General features: G+C 60.6%; 26 protein-coding genes, 4 tRNA genes and 1 pseudogene. 6 read left to right on the top strand and 25 right to left on the bottom strand.

From position 1 onward, the window contains the following. Positions 1 to 12: 12 nt before the first annotated feature. From tig to VC35_RS24260, 5 genes are all read right to left on the bottom strand, one after another. Complete coding sequence (gene tig, locus VC35_RS24240; protein ID WP_046043049.1) at positions 13 to 1,323, bottom strand: trigger factor; 1,311 nt, start codon at positions 1,321 to 1,323, stop codon at positions 13 to 15. 386 nt (positions 1,324 to 1,709) lie between these two features. After that, positions 1,710 to 1,785 (bottom strand) — tRNA-His (locus VC35_RS24245). A gap of 78 nt (positions 1,786 to 1,863) precedes the next feature. Further along, a tRNA-Leu gene (locus tag VC35_RS24250) sits at positions 1,864 to 1,948 on the bottom strand. 56 nt (positions 1,949 to 2,004) lie between these two features. Beyond that, a tRNA-His gene (locus VC35_RS24255) sits at positions 2,005 to 2,080 on the bottom strand. 32 nt (positions 2,081 to 2,112) lie between these two features. Next, positions 2,113 to 2,189: transfer RNA gene (locus VC35_RS24260), tRNA-Arg, on the bottom strand. Between the two features lie 274 nt (positions 2,190 to 2,463). Between VC35_RS24260 and folD the strand changes: the two genes are divergently transcribed. Continuing rightward, the gene (gene folD, locus VC35_RS24265; RefSeq protein ID WP_046043051.1) at positions 2,464 to 3,318 is read left to right on the top strand and encodes a bifunctional methylenetetrahydrofolate dehydrogenase/methenyltetrahydrofolate cyclohydrolase FolD; all 855 of its coding nucleotides are present in this window, start codon (positions 2,464 to 2,466) and stop codon (positions 3,316 to 3,318) included. Between the two features lie 238 nt (positions 3,319 to 3,556). Continuing rightward, complete coding sequence (pbpG, locus tag VC35_RS24270; RefSeq protein WP_046043053.1) at positions 3,557 to 4,495, top strand: D-alanyl-D-alanine endopeptidase; 939 nt, start codon at positions 3,557 to 3,559, stop codon at positions 4,493 to 4,495. A gap of 56 nt (positions 4,496 to 4,551) precedes the next feature. Here pbpG and VC35_RS24275 read toward each other — a convergent pair whose 3' ends face one another. The 3 genes from VC35_RS24275 to VC35_RS24285 form a co-directional block, all read right to left on the bottom strand. Next, entirely contained in the window at positions 4,552 to 4,767 is a 216-nt protein-coding gene (locus tag VC35_RS24275; protein ID WP_007977127.1) for a hypothetical protein, read from the bottom strand. A 17-nt stretch (positions 4,768 to 4,784) separates the two neighbouring features. Then, on the bottom strand, positions 4,785 to 4,991 hold the full coding sequence (locus tag VC35_RS24280; RefSeq protein WP_046043055.1) for a DUF6021 family protein: 207 nt from the start codon (positions 4,989 to 4,991) through the stop codon (positions 4,785 to 4,787). Positions 4,992 to 5,085: 94 nt separating this feature from the next. Further along, entirely contained in the window at positions 5,086 to 5,820 is a 735-nt protein-coding gene (locus VC35_RS24285; protein WP_046043057.1) for a peptidase C39 family protein, read from the bottom strand. Positions 5,821 to 5,999: 179 nt separating this feature from the next. Here VC35_RS24285 and VC35_RS24290 point away from each other — a divergent pair, with 179 nt between their 5' ends. After that, positions 6,000 to 6,167: a hypothetical protein gene (locus VC35_RS24290; RefSeq protein WP_185754846.1), complete on the top strand. Its 168-nt coding sequence runs from the start codon at positions 6,000 to 6,002 to the stop codon at positions 6,165 to 6,167. Between the two features lie 78 nt (positions 6,168 to 6,245). Here the strand turns inward: VC35_RS24290 and VC35_RS24295 are convergent, their stop codons facing one another. Further along, complete coding sequence (locus VC35_RS24295) at positions 6,246 to 6,995, bottom strand: TerC family protein (protein ID WP_046043059.1); 750 nt, start codon at positions 6,993 to 6,995, stop codon at positions 6,246 to 6,248. Between the two features lie 29 nt (positions 6,996 to 7,024). After that, positions 7,025 to 7,267 carry a hypothetical protein gene (locus VC35_RS24300; protein WP_008048837.1) on the bottom strand — a complete coding sequence of 81 codons (243 nt, stop codon included), beginning with the start codon at positions 7,265 to 7,267 and terminating at the stop codon, positions 7,025 to 7,027. A gap of 135 nt (positions 7,268 to 7,402) precedes the next feature. Between VC35_RS24300 and nhaR the strand changes: the two genes are divergently transcribed. Then, a complete protein-coding gene (gene nhaR / locus VC35_RS24305) occupies positions 7,403 to 8,302 on the top strand; it encodes a transcriptional activator NhaR (RefSeq protein WP_046043060.1) in 900 nt (299 codons plus the stop codon). On the opposite strand, the gene VC35_RS24310 is transcribed toward nhaR, so the two are convergent. After that, complete coding sequence (locus VC35_RS24310) at positions 8,289 to 9,449, bottom strand: MFS transporter (RefSeq protein WP_046043061.1); 1,161 nt, start codon at positions 9,447 to 9,449, stop codon at positions 8,289 to 8,291. The genes nhaR and VC35_RS24310 overlap by 14 nt on opposite strands. A gap of 345 nt (positions 9,450 to 9,794) precedes the next feature. Here VC35_RS24310 and sstT point away from each other — a divergent pair, with 345 nt between their 5' ends. After that, the gene (gene sstT / locus VC35_RS24315) at positions 9,795 to 11,027 is read left to right on the top strand and encodes a serine/threonine transporter SstT (protein ID WP_046043062.1); all 1,233 of its coding nucleotides are present in this window, start codon (positions 9,795 to 9,797) and stop codon (positions 11,025 to 11,027) included. A gap of 186 nt (positions 11,028 to 11,213) precedes the next feature. On the opposite strand, the gene VC35_RS24320 is transcribed toward sstT, so the two are convergent. The 12 genes from VC35_RS24320 to VC35_RS24375 form a co-directional block, all read right to left on the bottom strand. Beyond that, positions 11,214 to 11,723, bottom strand: coding sequence for a DUF1993 domain-containing protein (locus VC35_RS24320; RefSeq protein ID WP_046043063.1), 510 nt, complete (start codon positions 11,721 to 11,723; stop codon positions 11,214 to 11,216). Positions 11,724 to 11,799: 76 nt separating this feature from the next. Further along, the gene (locus VC35_RS24325) at positions 11,800 to 12,675 is read right to left on the bottom strand and encodes an SDR family oxidoreductase (protein ID WP_046043064.1); all 876 of its coding nucleotides are present in this window, start codon (positions 12,673 to 12,675) and stop codon (positions 11,800 to 11,802) included. A 150-nt stretch (positions 12,676 to 12,825) separates the two neighbouring features. Then, on the bottom strand, positions 12,826 to 13,974 hold the full coding sequence (locus VC35_RS24330; protein ID WP_046043066.1) for an acetyl-CoA C-acetyltransferase: 1,149 nt from the start codon (positions 13,972 to 13,974) through the stop codon (positions 12,826 to 12,828). A 168-nt stretch (positions 13,975 to 14,142) separates the two neighbouring features. Then, positions 14,143 to 15,198 (bottom strand): acyl-CoA dehydrogenase family protein, encoded by a 1,056-nt coding sequence (locus tag VC35_RS24335; RefSeq protein WP_046043067.1) that lies wholly within the window; start codon positions 15,196 to 15,198, stop codon positions 14,143 to 14,145. A 10-nt stretch (positions 15,199 to 15,208) separates the two neighbouring features. After that, positions 15,209 to 16,375, bottom strand: coding sequence for an acyl-CoA dehydrogenase family protein (locus VC35_RS24340; RefSeq protein ID WP_046043068.1), 1,167 nt, complete (start codon positions 16,373 to 16,375; stop codon positions 15,209 to 15,211). Between the two features lie 10 nt (positions 16,376 to 16,385). Further along, positions 16,386 to 17,141 carry an enoyl-CoA hydratase family protein gene (locus tag VC35_RS24345; protein ID WP_046043070.1) on the bottom strand — a complete coding sequence of 252 codons (756 nt, stop codon included), beginning with the start codon at positions 17,139 to 17,141 and terminating at the stop codon, positions 16,386 to 16,388. Positions 17,142 to 17,170: 29 nt separating this feature from the next. Next, complete coding sequence (locus tag VC35_RS24350) at positions 17,171 to 18,238, bottom strand: NAD(P)H-dependent flavin oxidoreductase (protein WP_046043071.1); 1,068 nt, start codon at positions 18,236 to 18,238, stop codon at positions 17,171 to 17,173. Between the two features lie 2 nt (positions 18,239 to 18,240). Then, positions 18,241 to 19,113, bottom strand: a complete 873-nt coding sequence (locus VC35_RS24355) for an enoyl-CoA hydratase (RefSeq protein WP_046043072.1) — start codon at positions 19,111 to 19,113, stop codon at positions 18,241 to 18,243. A gap of 23 nt (positions 19,114 to 19,136) precedes the next feature. Next, entirely contained in the window at positions 19,137 to 19,925 is a 789-nt protein-coding gene (locus tag VC35_RS24360) for a CoA-transferase subunit beta (protein WP_046043074.1), read from the bottom strand. 11 nt (positions 19,926 to 19,936) lie between these two features. Beyond that, a complete protein-coding gene (locus VC35_RS24365; protein ID WP_046043076.1) occupies positions 19,937 to 20,818 on the bottom strand; it encodes a CoA transferase subunit A in 882 nt (293 codons plus the stop codon). A gap of 11 nt (positions 20,819 to 20,829) precedes the next feature. Continuing rightward, positions 20,830 to 21,720, bottom strand: a complete 891-nt coding sequence (locus tag VC35_RS24370; RefSeq protein WP_046043078.1) for a VOC family protein — start codon at positions 21,718 to 21,720, stop codon at positions 20,830 to 20,832. A gap of 272 nt (positions 21,721 to 21,992) precedes the next feature. Then, a complete protein-coding gene (locus VC35_RS24375) occupies positions 21,993 to 22,352 on the bottom strand; it encodes a DUF6124 family protein (RefSeq protein ID WP_046043080.1) in 360 nt (119 codons plus the stop codon). 580 nt (positions 22,353 to 22,932) lie between these two features. On the opposite strand from VC35_RS24375, the pseudogene VC35_RS30110 reads away from it, so the two are divergent. Continuing rightward, positions 22,933 to 23,043, top strand: a pseudogene (locus VC35_RS30110) (outer membrane lipoprotein carrier protein LolA); the annotation flags it as partial. A gap of 8 nt (positions 23,044 to 23,051) precedes the next feature. Here the strand turns inward: VC35_RS30110 and VC35_RS24380 are convergent. Then, positions 23,052 to 24,173 carry an LLM class flavin-dependent oxidoreductase gene (locus VC35_RS24380; protein WP_046043082.1) on the bottom strand — a complete coding sequence of 374 codons (1,122 nt, stop codon included), beginning with the start codon at positions 24,171 to 24,173 and terminating at the stop codon, positions 23,052 to 23,054. A gap of 124 nt (positions 24,174 to 24,297) precedes the next feature. Continuing rightward, positions 24,298 to 25,482, bottom strand: coding sequence for an acyl-CoA dehydrogenase family protein (locus tag VC35_RS24385; RefSeq protein ID WP_046043084.1), 1,185 nt, complete (start codon positions 25,480 to 25,482; stop codon positions 24,298 to 24,300). Positions 25,483 to 25,739: the final 257 nt, after the last annotated feature.

Genomic DNA, 25,739 nt, shown 5'->3' on the forward strand with positions numbered 1-25,739 from the left:
CCGCAAAAGTGATCAGTCGGCTTGTGGTGCTTCTACCGGCTTGACCGCTTCTTCGTAAGAGACCGATTTGTCGGTCACGCTAGCTTTCTGCAGAACAGTATCCACAACTTGCTCTTCCAGCACAACCGAGCGAACTTCGTTCAGTTGCTGGTCGTTCTTGTAGTACCAGGACACAACTTGCTCAGGCTCCTGGTAGGCCGAAGCCATTTCCTGAATCATCTCGCGAACGCGGGCTTCGTCAGGCTTCAGGTCGAATTGCTTGACCACTTCAGCCACGATCAGGCCCAGCACTACACGGCGCTTGGCCTGCTCTTCGAACAGCTCGGCCGGCAGCTGGTCAGGCTTGATGTTGCCACCGAACTGCTGAACAGCCTGCACGCGCAGACGGTCAACTTCGTTGGACAGCAGAGCCTTTGGCACTTCGATCGGGTTGGTGGCCAGCAGACCGTCCATCACCTGATTCTTGACCTTGGATTTGATAGCCTGACGCAGCTCACGCTCCATGTTCTTGCGAACTTCGGCGCGGAAGCCTTCCAGACCGGTTTCCTTGATGCCGAATTGAGCGAAGAACTCTTCGGTCAGTTCTGGCAGCTTTGGCTCGGAAACAGTGTTGACGGTCACGGTGAACTCGGCGGCTTTGCCAGCCAGGTCCAGGTTCTGATAGTCCTCTGGGAAAGTCAGGTTCAGAACGCGTTCTTCACCGGCTTTTGCGCCAACCAGGCCATCTTCGAAACCAGGGATCATGCGGCCGGAACCCAGAACCAGCTGAGTACCCTTGGCGGAACCGCCAGCGAACACTTCACCGTCAACCTTGCCGACGAAGTCAATGTTCAGTTGGTCTTCGTTTTGAGCGGCGCGATCGGCCACTTCGAAACGAGTGTTCTGCTTGCGCAGGATGTCCAGCATCTTGTCCAGATCGGCATCAGACACGTCAGCGCTCAGGCGCTCTACGGTGATACCTTCGAAACCGGCAACGGTGAACTCAGGGAACACTTCGAATACGGCTACGTATTCCAGGTCCTTGCCCGCTTCCAGGGATTTTGGCTCGATCGAAGGCTGACCAGCCGGGTTCAGCTTCTGCTCAACCACAGCTTCGTAGAAGGAAGACTGGATCACGTCGCCTACAGCTTCCTGGCGAGCGTCAGCACCGAAACGGCGCTTGATTTCGCTCATTGGCACTTTGCCTGGACGGAAGCCAGCAATCTTGGCCTTTTGGGCGGTCTGCTGCAGACGCTTGTTGACCTGGCTCTCGATGCGCTCAGCCGGCACGGTGACGCTCATGCGGCGCTCAAGAGCAGTAGTATTTTCAACAGAAACTTGCATGGATATTCCTCGTTGCACAGACGTTAGCCGGCCGTTTCCGACCCCAGAATCAAGGGCATGCATTCTAGTGGGTCAAACTCAAGAAGTCACCCTACTGAAAACGGGTAAAAACGCAGCAGGCAATTTATAGGTGCGAATGCACGAATGCACCTCGCCCCGATGGCAAATACAACCAATCACGCCAGGGCTCTGCGCCAACCTTTCTACATATAGACAAGGTCGCCAATCATCTCCCTGACAGCCGATCTCGCAAGCAAGGCCGGCGGGCAGGACTGCATCATCGAGAAACATAAATACGACGAAACGCCCTACCCCTGCGACCCGGAACCTGCGGCCGCTGAAACAAAAAAGGCGCCAGACTTTTCAATCTGGCGCCTTTCGAAATATGGGGTGGACGATGGGGATCGAACCCACGACAACGGGAGTCACAATCCCGTGCTCTACCAACTGAGCTACGCCCACCATATTGCCTGTTAAAGAAGCCAAACAAACTTCTTTATCAAGCTCCAGCCAGGTCAAACGCCTGAGTGAAGCTTTAATTGGTGCGGATGAAGAGACTCGAACTCTTACGCCTCGCGGCGCTGGAACCTAAATCCAGTGTGTCTACCAATTCCACCACATCCGCGGGTGAAGCCTTTAAAGCAAAGGCGCCAGACTGTTAATCTGGCGCCTTTCGAAATATGGGGTGGACGATGGGGATCGAACCCACGACAACGGGAGTCACAATCCCGTGCTCTACCAACTGAGCTACGCCCACCATATCGCGCTACTTGTGCCAAAGCTGCCTAATGGCGCACCCGGCAGGACTCGAACCTGCGACCATCCGCTTAGAAGGCGGATGCTCTATCCAGCTGAGCTACGGGCGCCTTGTTAGCTGTAACCTTGGAGGACTACAAACTAAGTGCTTTCCAGTCTCGCAGAATCGTAATCCCGCTCAACCTTCCTAACCAGTGCTAGGCTGTGCCCGACAAGTGCGACGAATAGTATAGAGCCACCCGAAGGTCGTCAAATCCTTTTTAAAAAAAATTCATTTAATTAAAGGAGTTAGGGGAATTTGCAGACCAAGCGCCTTTGCCCTCACCGCACGACATGCGAGAATGCGTTCTCTTTTTTTCCCCTCTCGATGGTTAATCACGCGCAATGACTGCACAACTTATCGACGGCAAATCGATCGCCGCCAGCCTGCGCCAGCAGATCGCCCAACGTGTCACCGAGCGTCGCCAGCAAGGCCTGCGCACGCCCGGCCTTGCGGTGATCCTGGTCGGCAGCGATCCTGCCTCTCAGGTTTATGTCTCGCACAAGCGTAAAGACTGTGAAGAGGTCGGCTTTCTATCCCAAGCCTATGACCTGCCTTCCGAAACCACTCAAGAAGCGCTGACCGAGCTGATCGATCGCCTGAACGACGATCCTGCAATCGACGGCGTTCTGCTTCAGCTTCCGCTTCCCGAACACCTTGACGCCTCCAGGCTGCTGGAACGCATTCGTCCGGATAAAGACGTCGACGGTTTCCATCCTTATAACGTCGGTCGCCTGGCCCAGCGTATCCCGCTGCTGCGCCCCTGCACCCCCAAAGGCATCATGACCCTGCTGGAAAGCACCGGTGTCGACCTTTACGGGATGGATGCCGTGGTTGTCGGCGCGTCCAATATCGTTGGCCGCCCGATGGCCATGGAATTGCTGCTGGCCGGTTGCACCGTGACCGTCACCCACCGCTTTACCAAGGACCTGGCCGGTCATGTCGGCCGTGCGGACCTGGTTGTTGTCGCCGCTGGCAAGCCGGGCCTGGTCAAGGGCGAATGGATAAAGGAAGGCGCAATCGTGATCGATGTCGGCATCAACCGTCAGGACGACGGCAAGCTGGTCGGTGACGTGATCTACGAAACCGCCCTGCCCCGCGCCGGCTGGATCACTCCGGTACCGGGCGGCGTAGGCCCGATGACCCGTGCCTGCCTGCTGGAAAACACCCTTTACGCCGCTGAAACCCTGCACAGCTGAGTTTCAACGCGGACACTGACAGCGTGACGATGAACCCCGCCCCCTGGCGGGGTTTTTTTTGCCTGCAAAACGACCTCGACCACCCGACGGAAAATGACTTTTTTTTCATGTTTCTCAGGACTTTCACCTGTTACTTGATCAACCATCGACAGTTATTCAGCCATACTCCAGAATGTCGCGCTTTTTACGAAATAGCCCGTTACAAAACGGCTTATCAACACCTTATGAGTCTGCCAGCGTGAAAATCCGTCTTTCCATCCTGAGCCTATTTTTTGCAGTTACAGGGACTTTCATCACGCCAATCGCCAACGCTGGCGAAACCACCGCAGCCCCGCGAGATACTTCACATCTCAAGATCGCTTCCGGCAGCGCCCTGCTCGTGGATATGCAGACCAATAAAGTCATCTACGCCAGCAATCCTGACGTGGTCGTCCCCATCGCTTCAGTCAGCAAGCTGATGACGGGCCTGGTGGTGGTTGAAGCCCGCCAGAACATGGACGAATACATCAATATCAACATCAGCGACACGCCGGAAATGAAAGGTGTGTACTCGCGGGTCAAGCTCAACAGCGAAATGCCGCGCCGGGAAATGCTGCTGATCGCCTTGATGTCATCGGAAAACCGCGCCGCCGCGAGCCTGGCGCACCACTATCCAGGTGGCTACGCCGCGTTTATCGCCGCGATGAACGCCAAGGCCAAGGCGCTGGGCATGACCAACACCCACTTCGTCGAGCCCACCGGCCTGTCGCCGCGCAACGTATCCACCGCCCGCGACCTGAGCAAACTGCTGGTCGCTGCACACAGGTACCCATTGTTGACCGAGCTGAGTACCACCAAGGAAAAAACCGTGTCGTTCCGCAAGCCCAACTACAGCCTGGGTTTCCGCAACACCGACCATCTGGTCAACAAAGCGAACTGGAACATCGAGCTGACCAAGACCGGTTTCACCAACGAGGCTGGTCACTGCCTGGTGCTGGTGACACATATGGCGAATCGCCCGGTTACGCTGGTGATCCTCGACGCCTACGGCAAGTACACCCACTTTGCCGATGCCACGCGAATTCGCAACTGGGTCGAAACCGGGCACAGTGCTGACGTGCCCTCTGTGGCCCTGCAGTACAAATCGGACAAGAACCTCAAGCAACGCCAAAGCGGCGTGGTTGAAGCCTCGAAGTAACAAATCGGCAACGCACGAAAAGCCCCGATCATTCGGGGCTTTTTTTCGCCCGACATTCAGTCGTTGGGCAACGGCATCTGGTCGTCATCCGGGATACCGTCGCCGGTGCTTGGATCTCTCCAACCCTTCGGCTTTTCAGTGGGCACCACCGTTGGCCGCGCCAGAGGGTCCCTCAACGGGCTGTCGGGATCCATCACTGGATCGGTGCTTTGCTCGGGGGTTGTGGGGACAGTTTCCGGACGTTTGTCGTCGAAACTGGAATCGGTAGACATACGCACCTCCATTGGACCTAAGGCTTCAGATTACCCAGTGGATCATAGGGCTTGGCCGGAGCCTTGGGGTTGTCACCCGGTTTCACGTCCCTCGGTGCCTTGGCGGGCCCGATCGGGTCGACCTGAGGATCGGCAAGGTCCGGGGAATCGGGATCGAAACCCAGCTCATTGCCAGACGAGTGTTCAGCCGAGTGCGGACCGACGGGCGTTTTGGAATGAGCCATGGGTGCCTCCTGATCTCGGCCCGAAGTAATGTTTCGGGCCCTTAAGATCAGAGGCTGGCGATGGGCGATGGTGCCCGGCGGGTGACCAACGGACTTACTGGCTGGCCAGGGCTTTTTTCGCCCTGGCGGCGGCCTGCTCCTGACCGGCCTGGGCCAGATCGTTGGCGGCCTTGAGCCAACGCTGCTGATCGACCTGGGCCGGGATTTGCGTCGGATTCTGGATCAGCACGGCCCACCCTCCGGCGTCCTTGAACGCCGACTCGAAGGAGCTGAAGCTCATCAGCTCGCGGTGATTCATCCCGGCCCGCAGCAGGACCGTCTGCTTCTGGCGGTTGTAGCCGGCCAGAATGGCGTAACGCGGTTCGGCCCACATGGCCGAGCCTTCGGTAAAGCGCACCATCACCGGATAACCGGCGGCGACTTGGGTCAACAAGGCCGCAAGGTTGCTGTCCAGGGGATAAACGACCATCCCGTACTCGCGGGCCAGGTTCTGCATGTTCTGTTGTAACTGGGCTTCGCCCCCCGGCAAATGCAAGGGTTTGTCGAGCAGCCCCGGGGTAATCACGATGCCCTGCTGGGACAGCATGCTGGCCAGCACTTGCGGCCCGCTTTGGTATGCATCGCCCCGGTAGAACCGGCCGCTGAGTTCGACTCGCTCCGGCAAGCGCTTGATCTCGGGCGCAACGCTCCCGGCACAGCCCACCAGGCTTGCCACGCAACCGGCGATCAGCATGGTCGACAAAATTCGAGAAAATACCCGCACCATCATCTCTCTCTTGTTCAGGTTCAGACGCCAGGCAATCCCATTCCCGGCTTGGTCGTCGATCATAGGTCGCCGCGCCGCTACGGTATAGCTCTAAACGGTAGTGGAGTGAATTCGATAGAGCGAACTGGTTGGTGACAGACGACTTTCGGTCAATAGCCTGAAATGCAGCAACGGCTAGACTGTTCCCTGAAGAGATGATAGCGAAGCGTGAGTGCCCAAAGAAGGGCAAAGAGGAGGCACAGATGAGCCTGACCATGATCATAGTAATGTTGGTTTGCGGCTGGCTGGCGGTAGCCGCCGCCATGCTGTGGGGCGTGCTGCGCATTACTCGCCGCCACCATCACCCTGTCCAGCCAGCCCCTGCGCCAGAAGCGGACGAGACGTCGAACCAACACGCCAACGCTCACTGACACCACCTTTATCCGATACCAACAAAAACGGCCGCCTGCACTCCTTGGAGTCCAGGCGGCCGTTTCTATTAGCGTGGGTTAAGCCTCAGTGGCCACCTGCTTCTGCCTGGCCCGGCGGGACATCATGTTCAACACCTCGATCGAAGCCGAGAATGCCATGGCCGCATAGACGTAGCCTTTCGGTACATGGGCGCCGAAGCCTTCGGCGATCAGCGTCATGCCGATCATGATCAGGAAGCCCAGGGCCAGCATCACCACCGTCGGATTGTCGTTGATGAACTTGGCCAGCGGATCAGCCGCCAGCAACATCACCAGTACCGACACCACCACCGCGATCACCATGATCGGCAAATGCTCGGTCATGCCGACAGCGGTAATGATGCTGTCGATGGAGAACACCATGTCCAGCATCAGGATCTGACCGATCGCGGCAGCGAAGCCCAGGGTCACGGTCGAGGTCGCCGACTTCGGATCTTCCGGTGCCGGGTCCATGCTGTGATGGATCTCGGTGGTTGCCTTCCACAACAGGAACAGGCCACCGGCAATCAGGATCATGTCTTTCCAGGAAAACGCGTGGCCGAGAATCTCGATCACCGGTGCGGTCAACTGGACGATGAACGCGATGGTGCTCAGCAAGCCCAGACGCAGGATCAACGCCATGCCGATACCAATGCGCCGAGCCCGCTGTCGATTGTGCAAGGGCAGCTTGTTGGTCAGGATCGAGATGAAGATCAGGTTATCGATGCCGAGCACGATCTCCATCACAATCAGGGTGGCAAGGGCGACCCAGGCGGTGGGGCTGGCGGCAAGTTGTAAAAGGTAGTCCATGGGTCAGTCCTGACTCGTTGTAATACGGTTTAGATTTCCTGGGAGGAAGATTCGGTTTTTTCCGATTCTTTTTCCGATGATTCTTTTTTGCTGATCAACCCGCTGGTGGCGTCACTGAGTGCTTGCTCGGCGGCCTTGTGGGTATCGTCAATCGCCTGTTTGGCGCTTTCGGCAGCCTTGCCCATCAATTGTTGCGCGCTTTTCTCGGCCTGGTCGCAACCGGCCAGTACCAGTAAAGACGTGATCAACAGTGCCGTGGCTTTAAGCTTCATGATGCTTTCCTCGATAGAACGAACGGGACCTAAACGATGGCCCGTTGATAGCGATGCATTCTAGGGAAATGAATACTTCAGGAAAATTCGTATTTTCAGCGGTTATACTTCGATTTTTACGAAGTGTTAGACACCATGCTCAACTATCGGCAATTGCATTACTTCTGGGTGGTGGCCAAGACCGGCAGCATCGTGCGTGCCTGCGAGCAGCTCAATCTCACGCCACAAACCATCAGCGGGCAGATTTCATTACTGGAACAGACCTTTGGCATTGAATTGTTCCGGCGCGTCGGACGGCAACTCGAACTGACCGAGGCCGGCCGCCAGGCCCTGCCCTACGCTGAACAAATGTTCCAGCTCGGTGGCGAACTGGAACTGATGCTGCGGGCACAACCCAATGAACAGCAGATCCTGTTTCGCGTCGGCGTGGCCGACGTGGTGCCCAAGTCCATCGTCTATCGCCTGATTGCACCGACCATGGAACTGAGCGAACCGCTACGCATCACGTGCCGCGAAGACAAGCTTGAACGTTTGTTGGCCGACCTGGCGATCCAGCGCCTGGACCTGGTGATCTCCGACAGCCCGATGCCGTCGCACCTGGACATCAAGGGCTACAGCCAGAAACTTGGTGAGTGCGGGATCAGCTTCTTCGCCACCCCGGAACTGGCGGCACGTTATGGACACGACTTTCCGCGCAACCTGCACGGTGCGCCGCTGTTGATTCCCGGGCCGGAAACCGTGGTGCGCAGCCGCTTGCAACGCTGGTTCGCCGAGCAGCAGATCCAGCCAAAAATTGTCGGTGAGTTCGACGACAGCGCCCTGATGCAGGCCTTCGGCCAATCCGGCAGCGGAATCTTCATTGGCCCGAGCGTGATTGCCGATGAAGTGCAACGCCAGTATGGCGTGGAGGTGATTGGCCAGACCGACGCGGTGAGCGAGTCGTTCTATGCCATCTCAGTGGAACGCAAGGTCAAGCACCCCGGCATTGTCGCCATTACCGAAGGTGCCCGACGCGAGCTGTTTACAGCGCTGTAACCTCTTCGCGCGGCTTGAAGGTCATCAGGGCGATGGCCAGCAGTATCGAAGCCAGAATGAAAGCGGCGGCCGCAAAGCCAAGGCCTTGCAGGCCAACACTGTCGATCACCCGGCCACCGATCATCGCGCCCAGACCGATACCGAGGTTGCCCCCGGCGATGTTCAACGACGCGGCAAACGCCGGGGCTTCGGGCGCAGCTTTCATCAGGCGCACATGGCTGACCAGGAACAACGCCGCCTGGGTCACGCCCCAGATGCCCATCGCCGCCGCCAGACCGAGCGGCGAATGGATGTTCGGCACCAGCGCCACCAGGCCGGCAATCATGAATGCACAGAACATCATCGACGCCATCAGCGGATGACGATCCACCGCCCGGCCACCCAGGGAGTTACCGATCAGCCCGACCGCGCCGAAGCCCATCAGGCACCAGCCAACCACAGTGCCGTTGAACCCGGCCAGTCGTTCAAGGATGTCCGCCAGATAGGTGTACGCGGTGAACATGCCGCTGAACACAATCACTGACAGCAGCACGTGACCGAGCATCAGCGGGCTGCGCAGGATCTTGAACTGCGAGCGAAAGCTCACCTGATGCTGGTGCAGGTCGGTCTTGGGCAGATAGATAAACAGCAGCAACGCCTTGGCAAAGGCGATGACCGCCAGAATCGCGAAGGCACTGCGCCAGCCAAACGCATCGGAAATCAGCGTGCCCACGGGAATGCCGAATACCGTAGCGCAAACGATGCCGAAGCCGATCTTGGCGATGGCGCGACCGGCGTAATCCGGCCCGACGATGTCCACCGCCGTTTCGCTGGCCAAGGCCCAGAACACCGGCAGCCCCAGCGCCGGGATCAAGCGGGCAAACGCCATCACCCAGATATTCGGCGCCAGCGCCGCGAGCGTGTTGGCCAGGCCGAACATGATCAGCACCGAGATGAACAGCTTGCGGCGCTCGAAGCGAGCGAAATACGCCGTCAGGAACGGCCCGAACGCGGCCACGGTGAAAGCAAACAGGGTCACCAGCAAACCGGCCTGCGGGATGCTGACCTCCAGGTCCCGGGCGATAGCTGGCAACAGGCCAACGATGATGAATTCCGTGGTCAGCACCGTGAAGCCGGCGGCGGACAACAGAAGAATGGGCAACAGCATGCAAAACTCCAGAAAACGAAAACACCAGCGATAGCCCGAAGGCCCACTGGCAGACATGAAAATGAGGATGGCGAATCTTAACAGAGTGTTTTCGGATGCGGTTGCTCGAACCTGCCTATCTCGTTGAATGCCAGGGTGGCAGTTCGTCACAGGTCTGAAAGATAGCTCCTACGCTGTGATAAAGTCCGCGCCCTTTGTGGCGAGGGAGCTTGCTCCCTCGCCACAGGAATCAGCGCTGGCATTAGCCCCGTGTTCCCCTCTCGGTTTCCCGCCTGCGGCCTGCCCTGCTTGTTGCTGCAACGGCGGCGAAACCATGCACTTATAAAAAACCAGAGATGCCGTTTTATGACTGCTTCATCCCCTTCTCTATTGCAACGCCTTAAACGCTTGAGCCTGGTCACACAGATCGTGATCGGCCTGATCGCCGGTATTGCCCTGGCGCTGATTGCCCCCGACCTGGCGAAGTCCACGGCGTTCATCGGCAAAGTGTTTGTCTCGGCGCTGAAAGCCGTCGCGCCGATTCTGGTGTTCGTGCTGGTCATGGCGTCGATTGCCAACCACAAACACGGTCAGGAAACCCACATCCGGCCGATTCTGTTCTTGTATCTGCTGGGCACTTTCGCCGCGGCCGTGGTCGCGGTGGTTGCCAGCATGACGTTCCCGTCGAGCCTGGTGCTGTCGACCCAGGACGTCGCGGTGACTGCGCCAGGCGGGATTGGCGAAGTGTTGCAAAGCCTGTTGCTGAGCGTGGTCGATAATCCGGTCAGCGCCCTGATGAATGCCAATTTCATCGGCATCCTGGCGTGGGCCATCGGTATGGGCATTGCCATCCGCCACGCCGGCGACACCACCCGTGAAGTGCTGGGCGACCTGTCCAACGGCGTGACGGTGATCGTGCGTCTGGTGATCAGCTTCGCCCCGCTGGGCATCTTCGGCCTGGTGGCATCGACCCTGGCCACTTCCGGTTTCGGCGCCTTGATCGGCTATGCGCACCTGCTGGCTGTGCTGCTGGGCTGCATGCTGTTCGTGGCGCTGGTGATGAACCCGCTCATCGTGTTCTGGAAACTGCGTCGCAACCCGTACCCGCTGGTGCTGACCTGCCTGCGCGAAAGCGGCATCACGGCGTTCTTCACCCGTAGTTCGGCGGCGAACATTCCGGTCAACCTGGAGTTGAGCAAGCGTCTGGGCCTGCACGAAGACACCTACTCGGTATCGATCCCGCTGGGCGCGACCATCAACATGGCCGGCGCGGCAATCACCATCACCGTACTGACCCTGGCGGCCGTGCACACGCTGGGCATCGCCGTGGACATTCCCACCGCGATCCTGCTGAGCGTCGTCGCGGCAATCTGCGCCTGCGGTGCTTCGGGTGTGGCCGGTGGTTCGCTGTTGCTGATTCCACTGGCCTGCAGCCTGTTCGGCATCCCGAGCGAAATCGCCATGCAGGTGGTCGCGGTCGGCTTCATCATCGGCGTGTTGCAGGACTCGGCGGAAACCGCGCTGAACTCCTCCACCGATGTGCTGTTCACCGCGGCGGCTTGCCTGGGTGAAGAGGCAAAAGCAGAACGCCTGGCCTGACACAAATCCTTGTAGGAGTGAGCCTGCTCGCGATAGCGTTTAATCATTCAACATAGATGTCGCCTGATACTCCGCCATCGCGAGCAGGCTCACTCCTACAGGAACCGTGGTGTAGCTGATAAATGCGTACACATGAAAAAGCCCCCGCAACCTGAGGTTGCGGGGGCTTTTTTGTACCTGGACGGTTTAGAACGCGCCCATGTAGTCGCGCTTGCCCACTTCCACGCCGTTGTGGCGCAGCAGTGCGTAAGTGGTGGTGACGTGGAAGAAGAACTGCGGCAGGCCGTAGGTCAGCAGGTAGGACTGGCCGCTGAAGCGCTTCTCTTTAGGCGTGCCCGGACGGGTGACGATCTCGATGCCTTCCTTGCCGTTGATCTGCGCAGGCGTAATGCTGCCGATGAAAGCCAGGGCCTTGGCGATCAGCGCTTGCAAATCCGCGAAGGTGGTTTCTGTGTCGTCGTACTTCGGCAATTCGACTTCGGCCAGGCGACCGGTAACGCCCTTGCTGAAATCAACGGCGATCTGCACCTGACGCACCAGCGGGAACATGTCCGGGAACAGGCGCGCTTGCAGGAAGGCGTTAGGGTCGATGTTTTTTTCGGTGGCGTGAGCTTCGGCTTTTTTCAGTACATCGCTCAGAGCGTTGAGCATTTGCTGGAAAACAGGCACGGAAGCGTCGTACAGGGAAATGGTCATGGCAGGTCTCGTGTGGTGACAGAGGGAAACGTCGGCCGATTATAGCCGCGCGCCGCCCTCCCGAGACCGGACTTTTTCAGCTGCCGTACACTTTGGCCGCCGGAACGGCCTGAGCCACCAACTGTGCAACGGCGTCGCCCATCTCGCCGACCGCCCAACGGCCCTGGCGATCCAGTTGCGGACCACGGCGCCAGCCGTCGGCGATGGACAACTTGCCGCCCTCGACCTCGAACATCTGCCCGGTCACCTCGGCGGAAGCCTCGGAGCCGAGCCACACAACCAACGGCGCGACGTTTTCCGGGGCGAAGTAATCGAAGCCTTCTTCCGGTTTTTTCATGGTGTCGGCGAACACTTGCTCGGTCATCCCGGTGCGAGCGGCCGGGGCCAAGGCGTTGGCGGTGATCCCGTAGCGGCGCAGTTCAGCCGCCTGCACCAGCGTCAGCGAGGCAATACCGCCCTTGGCCGCCGCGTAGTTGGACTGGCCAATGGAGCCCTGCAAACCGGCGCCGGAACTGGTGTTGATGATCCGCGCATCGACCTTGGCGCCACCCTTGGCCTGCTCGCGCCAGTACTTCACGGCGTGACTGGAAATGCAGAAGTGGCCTTTGAGGTGCACGGCTACCACGGCGTCCCAGTCGGCTTCGCTGAGGCTGGCGAACATGCGGTCGCGGCAGATGCCAGCGTTGTTGACCACCACGTTCAGGTCGCCGAAGGTTTCGATGGCCTGGCGCACGATCAGCCCCGCCGAGTCATAGCGGGTGATGTCGTCGCTGTTGGCCACGGCACTGCCGCCCAGGCCGAGGATTTCACCGACCACGGCCAGCGCCGCTTCGCGGTTGATGTCGTTGACCACCACTTTCGCGCCTTCGGCAGCGAAGGCCAGCGCGTAGGAGCGGCCCAGGCCACCGCCGGCACCGGTGATGATCACCACACGGTTTTCACAGATCTTCATGTTCTACATCCTTCAAATTCATCACGGGTCAACACAATCCCTGTAGGAGCGAACCTGCTCGCGATAGTGGTGGGTCAGCCAACATTGATGTAGCTGACACTACGTCTTCGCGAGCAGGCTCGCTCCTACAGGATCGGTGTACATCCTGGTTTACAAGCGTTCGATGATCGTCACGTTGGCCTGGCCGCCGCCTTCGCACATGGTCTGCATGCCGAAGCGACCGCCGCTGCGTTCCAGTTCATGCAGCAAGGTGCACATCAAGCGGGTGCCGGTGGCGCCCAATGGATGACCGAGGGCAATCGCGCCGCCGTTGACGTTGGTCTGTTCATGGGGATAACCGGTCTCTTTCAACCAGGCCATGGCCACCGACGCGAAGGCTTCGTTGATCTCCACCCGGTCGATATCTTCCAGCTTCATGCCGGCACGCTTGAGTGCGTAGGCGGTGGCCGGGATCGGCGCAGTGAGCATCCAGATAGGGTCTTCGGCGCGCACGCTCAGGTGATGGATGCGTGCCCGTGGCGTCAGGCCGTAACGCTTGAGCGCCGCCTCCGAGACAATCAGCATCGCGCTGGCCGCGTCACAGGTCTGGCTCGACACCGCGGCGGTCACCCGGTCGCAGCCGAACAGGACTTCCAGCTCGGCCATTTTTTCCAGGCTGGTCTGGCGTGGCGTTTCGTCATGCAGCACGCCGGCCAGTGGCACGATTTCGCGATTGAAGCGGCCTTGCTCGATGGCCTGCAAGGCACGTCGATGGGACTCAAGCGAATAGGCTTCAAGCTGGGCCCGGGACAGGTCCCACTTTTCCGCGATCATCTGCGCCGAACGGAACTGCGTTGGCGGTTGCGCGCCATAGCGCCGCACCCAGCCTTCGGAACCGCTGAACGGATCGGTGAAGCCCAAGGGCTCGGCGGCGATCATCGCCGAGGAAATCGGGATCTGGGTCATGGTCTGCACGCCACCGGCGACGACCACGTCCTGAGTGCCGCTCATCACTGCTTGCGCCGCGAAGTGCACCGCTTGCTGCGACGAACCGCACTGGCGATCGATGGTGGTGCCCGGCACCGCTTGCGACAGGCCGGCCGCCAGCCAACTGGTACGGGCGATGTCCCCGGCCAGCGGGCCGATGGTGTCGACACAGCCGAAGATCACGTCGTCGTAATCCTCGTCGGGAATGGCATTGCGCTCGACCAGCGCACGCAATACATGCGCACCCAGGTCGGCGGCGTGAATCTGGCTCAGACCACCCTTGCGCCGCCCGGTGGGCGTACGCAGGGCGTCGACAATATAGGCTTCAGGCATGGTCTACCTCGGTGAAAAAATTAAAATCAGGCATTGAGAGCGCCGAAAAACCTGTGGGAGCGAGCCTGCTCGCGAATGCGTCAGTTCAGTCGACAACAATGTTGAATGTGCTGCCGCCTTCGCGAGCAGGCTCGCTCCCACAAGGGGGGCGTCCCCCTTACTGACTGGTTAGAACGTATTGCCCGCACCCAGTTCTGGGTTGCCGTCAAACAGCGCCGCGCGAATCCGCCCTTTGTGATGGCCGCGATCGCCCCAGACCTTGTCCAGGGCCCAGGCGCGCTTCATGAACAGATGCAAGTCGACTTCCCAGGTGTAACCCATGGCGCCGTGGGCCTGGATGGTGTTCTTCGCCGCGAGCATGGCCGCTTCCGCCGTTGCCAGCTTGGCGTGGGACACCAGCACGTCCTGCCCCGGTTGTTGCTCGGCCAGCGCATAAGCGGCGCGGTACAGCGGACCCTTGGCGAACTCGATCTGCACCGCGACGTTGGCCATCAAGTGCTTGACCGCCTGGAACGAACCCACCGGCTTGCCGAACTGTTTGCGCTCGAAGGTGTAGTCCACCGCCAGGTCGACCATGCGTTTGGCCAGCCCGAGCAATTGCGCGGCACTGGCGAGGGCGCCACGGTTGAAGGTGGCCGCCCACAGTTGCCGTCCTTGTTCACCGCTGGCCACGCACGTGGCAGGTGTTGGCGTCCACTCGACCTGGAACAACTGCCGGCTCGGATCAACCGACTCGTTGCGGGTCAAGCGCACGGCATCACGCTCCAGGGCATGCACTTCGTCACCATTGGCCAGCAACAGTAGATCGGCAACGTGGGCATCGCTGACCAGCGGGTTACCTGGCTCGGAAACCGCGAGACGCGCACGGCCCTCGGCCACTCGCGACAGCCATTTTTGTTTGAGTGGCGCATGTTGCTCATCCAGGGCGGCGAGCAACGGCACGCCGATCAACATGGTGTCCACCAGCGGCTCTGGCAGCCCGGCATACCCACACTCCTGCGCGATCAGAATGAAGTCCAGCTCATTCATGCCCATGCCGTCCTGCGCCTCGGGCACGGTCAGGGCGGTCAGGCCCAGCTCCACCAGTTGTGCCCAGAGCTGATCACTGCGCCCGCTGTCGCTCTGCCACAGTTCGCGAATGCGTTCCGGAGTGACTTCGTTGATCAAGAAGCTGCGGACGTTGTCCTGAAACAGCAGTTGGTCGCGGCTGAAACTAAAGTCCATGGTCTATTCCTCAGGCACGCGGCATGCCGAGCATGCGTTCGGCAATGATGTTGCGCTGGATCTCGTTGGTGCCGGCGTAGATCGGCCCGGCCTGGGCAAACAGGAAACCTTCCAGCCAATGGCCGACGTCACCGGCGGCCGGGGCATCGGGCAGCAGTTCGCCACGCAAGCCGAGAATGCTCATGGCGGTGTCGTGCATGCGCTGGTCAAGTTCGGACCAGAAGATCTTGTTGGTCGACGACTCCGGCCCGATCTTGCCGCCCTGCACCAGTTGCGAAGCAGTCATGTAGGTGCTCAGGGTGTAGGCCTCGGCATCGAGCCAGGCGCGCATCACGGCCTCACCAATGGCCGGATCGCGGTCGGCGTGCTCACGATTGGCCAGGTACAGCTGCACCAGGCGCTTGGCGGTTTCCTGGAAGCGCGCCGGTGAACGCAGCAACAAGCCTCGCTCGAAACCGGCGGTGGACATCGCCACATGCCAGCCCATGCCTTCGCCACCGAGGGCGTTCTCCACCGGCACCTTGACGTCGTCGAAGAAGATCTCGGCGAAACCCGGCAAACCGTTGAGCTGCGGAATCGGCCGCACGGTGATGCCAGGCGTGTCCAGCGGCAGCAGGATGAAGGTCAGGCCGTGATGTCGCTGGGACTGCGAGTCGGTACGGAAAATACCGAACGCCCAATCCGCCCACACCGCACGGGTCGACCAGGTTTTCTGGCCGTTGATCACGTAGTGGTCACCCACCCGTTCAGCCTTGGAACGGATCGCCGCCATGTCGGAACCGGCACCCGGCTCGGACCAGGCCTGGGCCCAGATGTCTTCGCCTGTGGCCATGCGCGGCAGGAATCGCGCTTTCTGCTCTGCGCTGCCGTACTCCATCAGGGTCGGGCCGAGCAGGAAGATGCCGTTCTGGTTGACCCGTGCCGGTGCCCCGGAACGGTAGTATTCCTCTTCGAAAATCAGCCACTCGATCAGGTCACAGCCGCGCCCGCCAAGTTCTGTCGGCCAGGTGACCATGCCCCAACGGCCTTCATTGAGCTTGGCTTCCCAGGCCCGGTGCTGGGCAAAGCCAGACTCGGTGTCGAACGATTGCAGCGGTTCACTCGGTACATTGGCCGCCAGCCAGGTCCGCGCCTCGGCGCGAAAGGCCTGCTGGGCCGGGGTATAAGTCAGGTCCATGGATATGCCTTCAGCCGTTGAATCGGGCATCGCGTTTCTCGACGAACGAGTCGCGTGCTTCCTGAGAGTCCAGTGAGCGATAGGCTTCGAGGGTGAAGCCTTGCTCCCAGCGGTATTTGTCTTCCAGATTGCCGTCTTCGATGCCGCTCAGCGCTTCCTTGGCCAGGCTGATCATGCCGGGGCTCTTGGCGGCGATGGTGCGGGCGATCTGCAACGTGGCTTCGCGCAAGTCTTCGCGCTTGACCACCCGCTCCACCGCGCCCAGGCGGTAGGCTTCTGCGGCGTCGATGGCCTCGCCGGTGAAGTACATGTGGCGGACTTTCTGCACCGGGAACAGGCGCTGCAAATGCGCACCGCCGCCCATGGCCCCGCGATCCACTTCCGGCACGCCGAAGGTGGCGCACTCGGACGCGACGATGATGTCGGCGGCGCCGCAGATACCGATGCCGCCGCCCAGCACGAAGCCGTGCACGGCCACGATCACCGGTTTCGGGTTGCGGTGGATGGCCTTGAAGCTGTCGTAGTTGCCCTTGTTCACCGCGACGATCAGGTTGCCGTCGGCGGCCAGTTCCTTGATATCGACCCCGGCGCAGAAGCCGCGGCCTTCGGCACGGATCACGATCACCCGCACATCGCTGTTGCGACCCAGGCCCTCGATCTCGCTGGCGATATCGGCCCAGCCCTGGCAATTGAAGGCGTTGACCGGTGGTCGGTTGAAGACCAGTTCGGCAATGCCGTTATCGATACTGACGCTAAATGGTTTCATGGTTTCCTTCCTTCACAATGCATGGCCCCTTACGACACACGGCGGCACAGCTCGCCCAGGCGCGCTTCGGCGTCGCGGACGATCTGTTCAATCAATTGGGCGCAGCTGGGCAAGCTGTCGATGGATGCGGCGATCTGCCCGGCGGGCAACACGCCCGCGGCCGGTTGCCCGTCGACCATGGCTTTCTGGATCACCATCGGCGCGTTGGCGGCCATGATGCTTTGCGCGGCGGTCAACTCTCCGCTGCCGCGCATCTTCAGCGCGCTGGTGAACAACTGGGTCAGGCTCATGCCGGTGTGGCGGCGGTAGGCCAGGCCACTCTGCAAGGCCAGCAACAGGCGCTTGAGGCCGCCGCTGTTTTCCAGCTGATTGAGCAATTCGTTGCGGATCATCCGTTGCGGCATGCCGTCGATGGCGCGGCTGATGATGATCGCCGCCGGGTCCTTGACCGCCAGGTAACGGGCCAACGTCGCCTGGGGCACCGGGCTGTCGGCGCACATCAGGAACCGCGTGCCCATGGCGATGCCTTCGGCACCGTAGGCCAGGGCCGAGACCAGCCCCTTGCCGTCCTTGAAACCGCCGGCCGCCACCACGGGCACCGACACGGCATTGACCACTTGATCAAGCAGCATCGAGGTCGGTACGGAACCGGTATGTCCCCCGCCCTCGCCGCCCTGTACGGTCACCGCATCGGCGCCCATTTCCACGGCTTTCTGCGCATGCTTGAGCGCGCCCACTGTGGGAATGCACACCACGCCGGCATCCTTCAGGCGGCTGATCATTTGCTTGCCCGGCGAACGGCTGTAGCTGACCGCCCGGACTTTATGGCGCAACACCAGCTCGACGATCTCGCTGGCATTGGCTTGGTACATATGGAAATTCACCCCAAACGGCTGATCGGTCAGGCGCCGGGTTTCGATAATCGCCGCTTCCATCTGCTGCGGTTCGATGGTCGCTCCGGCGAGAAAACCGAAACCACCAGCATTGCCCGTGGCCGCCACCAGTTTCGGGTCGGCGACCCAGCCCATGGCGGTCTGGATGATCGGGTAGCGGCAACCGAGCAGTTCAGTCAAACGGGTATTCAACGAGATCGCCATGTTCACGCCTCGCCCGTTTTGCGCTGGGAACTGGCCATGGCCTTGGCGTCGTAACCGCCGAGGCGGTCGCCGGACACCAGTTCATTGTGGGCATGGGCGAAGTGATGTAGGCCGAACACCATGTCCATGGTCGCGCGCTTGCCCATCAAATCTTCGGCGTTGTTCACCGCTTGCTTGCTCAGCTGCAGGCCCAGGCGCGGCATCTGCGCGATGCGCCCGGCGATGTCGAGGGTTTGTTGCTCCAGCTCGTCGCGAGCAACCACCCGATTGAGCATGCCCATCTGATAGGCACGCGGTGCCGGCATGCGCTCGCCGAGGAACAGGAACTCCTTGGCGATGCGCGGGTTCAGTTCATGCACGTGGGCGAAATACTCCACACCGGGAATGCCCATGCGCACCACCGGATCGGCGAAGTAGGCATCCTCGCTGGCGACGATCAGGTCGCAGACCCAAGCCAGCATCAAGCCACCGGCAATGCACGCGCCCTGGACCATCGCGATGGTCGGCTTGGGCATCTCGCGCCAGCGGCGACACATGCCCAGATAGACTTCCTGCTCCCGGGCATAGAGAAACTCGCCACCCGGTTTGTTCACATGGTCGTACCACAGGCTGGCGCGGTCGAAGGTCTTGTCGACGTCGCGACCCGGGGTACCGATGTCATGCCCGGCGGAGAAATGCTTGCCGGCGCCACGCAGCACAATGACCTTCACTTCATCGTCATCGCAGGCCCGGCGAAACGCCGCGTCCAGCGCATAGGTCATCTGCGAGTTCTGCGCGTTGTGGAACTCAGGGCGGTTCATGGTGACCAGGGCCACCGCGCCACGCACCTCGTACAGCACCACCTCGGCCTGATTGTTATCGTTATGTTCAGCCATCACTTTTCTCCGCAACGCGTTGCTCAGCGTTGGCCTGGCGGGTTGTCTTTGAGTTGCAGGGCGCGCAGGTTGTGCGGGTCCAGACGCTGAATCAGCTGCAACTGCTCGGCCGTCGGTGCTGCCGTGGTCGGGCAATCGTCCGGCACGTGCAGCTCGAAGCCGGTGTTGTCCTGGACTTGCGCCGCCGTCACGCCGGGGTGCAGCGAACGGATGCGCATCTGCCGCTGCGGGCCCTGGAAGTCCAGGATGCAGAGGTCGGTGATGATCAGGCGGATGTCAATGTCGTCCAGCGACCAGCCCCGCGCCAGGCGAGCCGGGTTGTAGCCGACCGAGGCGACCATATCGACCTCGCCTTCGACGAACACTCGGCGGTTATGGCTCGGCACGCAAAACGAGTTGGCGTGGCTGATCGAGTTGCCGGGGAAACCGCGTACGCCAAGCATCTGCGCCTTGGGTTTGGCGTAGTCGCCGATGCAGGAAATGTTCGCCTGGCCAAAGCGGTCGATCTGGGTCGGGCCGACCAGGGCATGGCGCTTGCCACCCCAGACGTTGTCGAAAATCCGCGAGAAGCCCATCCAGCTGTCGCGCTTGGGCTCGTAGCCCTTGCGCGCGCCCAACGGCACCGGTTCGGCAACCATGTAGGCTTCGGAGTCGGTCATCAGCAGTTGCGGGTTGCTGGTCAGCATGGCCAGCGAAGCGGCCAGGCGCGGGATCACGCCGATGCCGGAGGCCAGAACCTCGCCGTCTTCGCGCCAGGCTTCGGAGGCCGCGCAGATCATCAACTCAGCGAGGCTGTAATCAGTAGTGCTCATCGAAAGGCTCCTTAGAAAATCGGCAACGGCAATTCACGGATCGCAGCCAGGCCGCCAACCTTGTCCAGGTACTGTTCGTGGCTGCAGTCGACGTAGTCGCGCACGTAGCCTTCCCAGCCATCGGCCGCCTGGACCGTAGCGTTGTAGGCCTTGAAGTGCGCGACGTCGAAACCGTACAGCGGTGCGCAGGACGACGGATGCGCCCCGCCCGGCACGTGGGCCACGGCGGTGGTCAGGTTGCGCTCCCAGAACACTTGATGGGCGTGGGCGCTGTCCTGATGGAAATACTCGCTGTCGACCAACTCATCGCAGGTCACGTAGCTGTGGGTCGCGGCCCGCACGAACAGGTCGTCCATGTAGTGATCCGGACCGCTGATCTGGCACACACCGCGTTTGTCGGCGCGGTCGACGTGGACCAGCGCCGCGTCGAGCTTGAGCGCCGGCATGGCCACCCAGTCCTTGCCATCGGCATAGGGCGAGGCAATCAACTTGATCTGGCGGTTGTGGCGTAGCACATCGGTGCCCAGACCCACGGCGGTCGGAATGAACGGCACATTCATCGCCGCCGCCCGCAGACCGAGCAGCAGCATACCTTCGTCGATTTCCATCACTTCCAGCGCCGCTTCCTGGCGCGCCTTGCGGAAATACGGCTCCAGCGGAATGAAGTCCAGGGAAACGAAGGCGAACACCAGTTTCTTGATCTTGCCGGCCGCGCAGAGCATGCCGACATCAGCGCCACCGTAGGCGACCACGGTCAGGTCCTTGAGGTCCGAACGCAGAATCTCGCGCACCAGCGCCATCGGCTTGCGGCGCGGGCCCCAGCCACCGATACCGATGGTCATGCCGTCACGCAGTTGGCCGACAATCTCGGCAGTGGTCATTTGCTTGTCCATCGTCTTGTTCCTCATTGGCGACCGACACTGAAGTCGTGGCCCCAGTGGCTGACCACGGTGCTTTCGAACGGCGTGTGGCGGTCCCAGTCGACCACCAGGCCATCGCAGCCGTACTCCAGGTCAAACCCGGACGGGGTCTTGATATAGAAAGAAATCATCTGGTCGTTGGTGTGCTGGCCGAGGGTGGCCGACAGCTTCACGCCGTTGGCGTGAACGCGGTCGAGCGCACGGCCGACTTCGTCCAGCGCGTTGACCTCGACCATCATGTGCACGCAACCGTGGGGCATCGGGCACTCGAAAATCGCCAGCGAGTGGTGCCGGCCGTTGTTGCAGTGCAGGAAGTGAATGCGCTTTTGCGGTTCGGCCGGGTCCGGGGTGAAGCGGACTTTCATCAGGTCCGACAGGCCAAAGCCCATCACCTGTTCGTAGAAGTCGCGGCAGCGTTCGAAGGCCGGCGCCGGCAGCACGACGTGGCCCATGCCGAGGTCGTTGGTGACAAAACCTTTGACGCCCACCGGCGAGACGAAACGGGCGAAGTCCTGCAACGGGCCCCAGAACAGTTCGTGGCGATTGCCATCCGGGTCGCTGAAGTGCACCAGTTCCTGGACCTTGCGCAGCTCCGCTTCAGCGGCGGTGCCACGGGTCACTTGCACGTCAGCCTGTTGCAGTTCGCTGACCGCCTGTTCCAGCGCCGCCTTGCCGGCGACTTCCCAGCCGCAGGCACCGAATCCGTTCTCGGCGTGCTTCTGCACCAGGATGCGGTAGTGGCGCTCGTCCATCTTCAGGTACAGCAGCTCATCGTCGCCGCTGACCATCATGCCCAACACCTGGCTTGCGTAGTGGCGCCATTGCGCCAGGTCGCTGGATAACAGGGTGACGTAACCCAGACCACGGATATCCATGGATGCACTCCTCGTTTTACTCAGGCCGTGCCGCCCTTCGGCTGGTGCCGGGGGAGACTTTATGTAGGGGCTATATGTAGGAGCTATTCAAACGGGTTCGGGGAGGGGCAACATCGTCCAATGGGACTAGCGGAAATGACGGGGTACACGCATTAAAAACTGTAGGAGTGAGCCTGCTCGCGATGAGGGCCTTACAGTCAACATTGATATTGAATGTAAGACCGCTATCGCGAGCAGGCTCACTCCTACAGGGGGGATGTGGTGTTGCGGGTTTATGCAGGCGGGTCGATTTGATCGAGCACGCGGTTCGCGGTGATTTCGGCCAGCATGACGCTATTGGAAATACCCAGCAGGGCATTGCGATCACCGCCCTCCAGATGATCCACCAGTTGATGCACCATCACATCCACCGAGGCCAGGGTCTCGACCAGATAGACCACCAGGGTTTCGGTCGTGGCCTCAGGGTCGACGGTAAACAGTGTGCTGATTGTTCGAGGGGTGGCTTTGATGTCGGCTGTCGAGGGGAAGTGGTAAGCGAGGGCACGCTCGGCGGCCTCGTTGAGTTTTTTTGAATCGGGTTCGTACGGGGATGCTGGATCGGTGTCCGGCGGGTTTGGTGTGACCTTGAACATATCTCAGGTTCCTAATGATGTGCCAACCTCCTGCTGCTAAACGAAGAGGGTGGCAGCTGCACGCAGGTTAGCAGACCGGGGAACCTAAGAAGCCGGCGCGCCCAAGGGCGCCCTGCGTACAGCCACCATCAAAATACAGGCACAAAACCTGACTGATAGAAGCGTCGTACGACTTAGGTTATACCCGAGCTGCTAAACCCGATCACTGATGAGCAGTGATGCGAATCAAGTTACCGAGGGGCCCCAAGGCGCACAAGCCGGCGGATTCTGGCGTACCTGTAGGCAACGACGCAAGGCGTTGTAGCTTTCATCAAGTAACGCTGACAGCCGTTAAACAGGCTCTATTCAAAGGCCAAATCGGTGGCGCGAACTAGCGCAATAACCTGTAGGAGCGAGCCTGCTCGCGATGGTCGTCAACGATAACGCAGAAAACCTGACACCCCGCGGCGTTCTCCGGTTTATCGCGAGCAGGCTCGCTCCTACAAGGGGTAGGCGGTGTTCAATCTTATCTGGCAGGCATAAAAAAACGGGCCTTGGGGACCCGTTGGAAAGGTGGCCTGACGTCCATGCCAGGCCTGAAATGCGATCACCTGTAGGAGCGAGCCTGCTCGCGATGGTCGTCAACGATAACGCTGCAAGCCTGACGCCACGCGGCGCTCTTCGGTTTATCGCGAGCAAGCTCGCTCCTACAGCGGGGCATCACGCCTTGCGAAAATGCGGAATCACTTTCTCGCCAATGTTCTTCAAGGTCTCCAGCTGCGCCCACTGCGGCACGGTGCCCATCTGGCAGATGAACAGGATTTCGTCGGCGCCGGCATCGATCAGGCGCTGCACGTAGCCGATGCAATCCTCGACGGTGCCGTAGGCGTGGTTCGGGTTCATCATCGCCATGGTCGGGTCGGAGAAGTCGACGCTGACTTCTTCGGAGGCGAAGCGCGACTTGATCACGCTTTGGCCGTTGCCGTCGACGAAGGTGTCGTCTTTCCACTTCTCCGGGTCCGGACGCTCACCACCGCCGTACCAGTAGCCCAGGGATTCCATGAAGTAACGCTGACCACGGATACCGATGCGGCGCGCTTCTTCGTTGTCATCCAGCACGATGGCCGGGCACAGCGCGGCAATGTGGCGGTTAGGACGGAAGCCCACTTGCTTCTTCTCATCGCGGTTGTCGTAGGCCGTGTGATACACCTCGACCTTCTTGGCGATTTCTTCCGGGCCACCGAAGCCCAGCACCAGAGCGCCCATGCCACGACCGCCGGCATTCTTCAGCGACTCGGTGTTGGTGCACGCCAGGTACATCGGCGGGTGCGGATCCTGGTAAGGCTTTGGATGGATCGGGCGCTTGGGGATCTGCACGAAGTCGCCGTTGTGCTCGATCTCGTCCTGCACGAACATTTTCGGGATCAGGTACATCATCTCGTCGATCTGCGGCTGCAAGGTCGCCAAGTCGTAGCCGAAGGTGCCGGCTTCCTGCTGGGTGCCGCCTTTGCCCACGCCAAAGTGCACACGGCCCTTGGACAACAGGTCGAGGGTGGCGATGCGCTCGGCGACCTTCACCGGGTGGTTCATCGCCGGCGGCAGGCAGACCACACCGTGGCCGATGCCGATGCGTTCGGTTTTACCGGCAACGAACGCCAGCATGGTTTCCGGCGCGGACATGTGCGAGTAGTTACTCAGCGCGGTGTGTTCCACGCACCAGAAGGTGTCGAAGCCCAGCTTGTCGGCCAGCACAGCTTGTTCGACGGTGTCTTCAAAAATCTTGCGGTCGCCTTCACGGCTGGAATCCACCGTCTGTGCTTCGTAAATCAGGGAAAATTTCATGGTTGATCCTTGTGCTTATTTGGATGCGCAGTCGGCGCCGTAGACCTTCGCCTTACCGTCAATGCTCGTGCATCGACGGGGCGCTCGAATCACGCAAACGGACTAGCCGATTTGTACGCCAGCGTTAGAGGAAAAAGTCGCTGCTGTCCTGACCCATGCTCACGCCACCCAGGTTCCAGGCGTACTTGGCCGGGCTGTTGGCGACGTGGGCGCGACCGGTGTGAATGTCGCGGAACGCACGGTTGATCGGATGGCTGCGGAAGATCGTCGAAGCACCGCTGTTGAACATCAGGTCGCCAACGGCCTTGGCGCACTTGTCGGCCACCAGCGCCGAGTCGTAACGCATCTTCACCCGCTCCGGCATGCTCAACGGCTCGCCTTTTTGCGCACGCTCCAGCATCAGGGCGAAGTTGCGATGCAGCGCGGTCTTGCACTCGTCGACGCAGACCATGGCATTGGCCAGAGCCGCTTGCGCGGCCGGGTCCTGGACCATTTTGCGACCGTCATTGACCCCGACCCGGGCGCGGTTGTGCTCGACAAACTGATCCACCGCGCCTTGCAGGGCACCGATAGCGGACGACGAAACCGCACGCACGAAAATCTGCCCGAATGGCAGGCGGAACAACGGTGCAGTGTTCACCGCGTTACCCGGACTGTTCTGCATGAAACCGTCCAGGGAGCGATGAGTGCGGTACTCTGGAACGAAAGCGTTCTCGACCAGAATGTCGTGGGAACCGGTGGCTTCCAGGCCCATGACGTTCCAGTTGTCGATAATCTGGTAGTCGCTGCGCGGCACCAGGAACGTCCGGTAATCCGGCGCCCCGCCCGCCTCTGCCGGCGGCACCAGCGCACCGAGGAACGCCCAGTCGCAATGCTTGCTGCCGGAAGAAAAGCCCCAGCGGCCGCTCAACTTGAAGCCACCGTCGACCCGCTCGACCTTGCCTACCGGCATATAGGAAGACGAGATCAGCACGCTGGAGTCGCTGCCCCAGACATCCTGGGCCGCGCGGTCATCGAACAGCGCCAGTTGCCAGTTGTGGATCGCCACCACCCCTAGCACCCAGGCCGAGGACATGCAGCCTTCGGCGAGGGTCATCTGTACGTCGAAGAAATCCTTGGGCTCCAGTTCATAGCCTTCCCAACGGGATGGCTGAAGGATGCGGAAGAACCCGGCGTCCTGGAAATCCTTCAGGGTTTCTTCAGGCAACTGGCCTGCTTGCGCGGCATTCAGGGCGCGTTCACGCAGGATCGGCACCAACTCGCGGGCACGTTGGCTCAGACGCTGGCGAATCAGGTCTTGGTTGAGCATTTTTATTGTTCTCCTTTGTTCACCCCATCCGCCGGGGCGCGCGTGCAACGGGGCGGGTGTAGCGCCCCTACACTCGCATTCAAGCAATGCACAACGCAGGGGACATCCCTCAAACGGACCATGTGGGATTGGGGGAACAGGTATCTGGGGGGTGTATCAGAAAGTGATGTGTTGGCTGGCAGGCCGTCTTCGCAGGCAGGCCCACATTGGTCCCCCGGTTTTACTCGGGACTTATGGCCACTGAAGATCCCTGTGGG

It is taken from the genome of Pseudomonas fluorescens (assembly GCF_000967965.1).
GTDB classification, from domain to species: Bacteria; Pseudomonadota; Gammaproteobacteria; order Pseudomonadales; family Pseudomonadaceae; genus Aquipseudomonas; species Aquipseudomonas grandcourensis.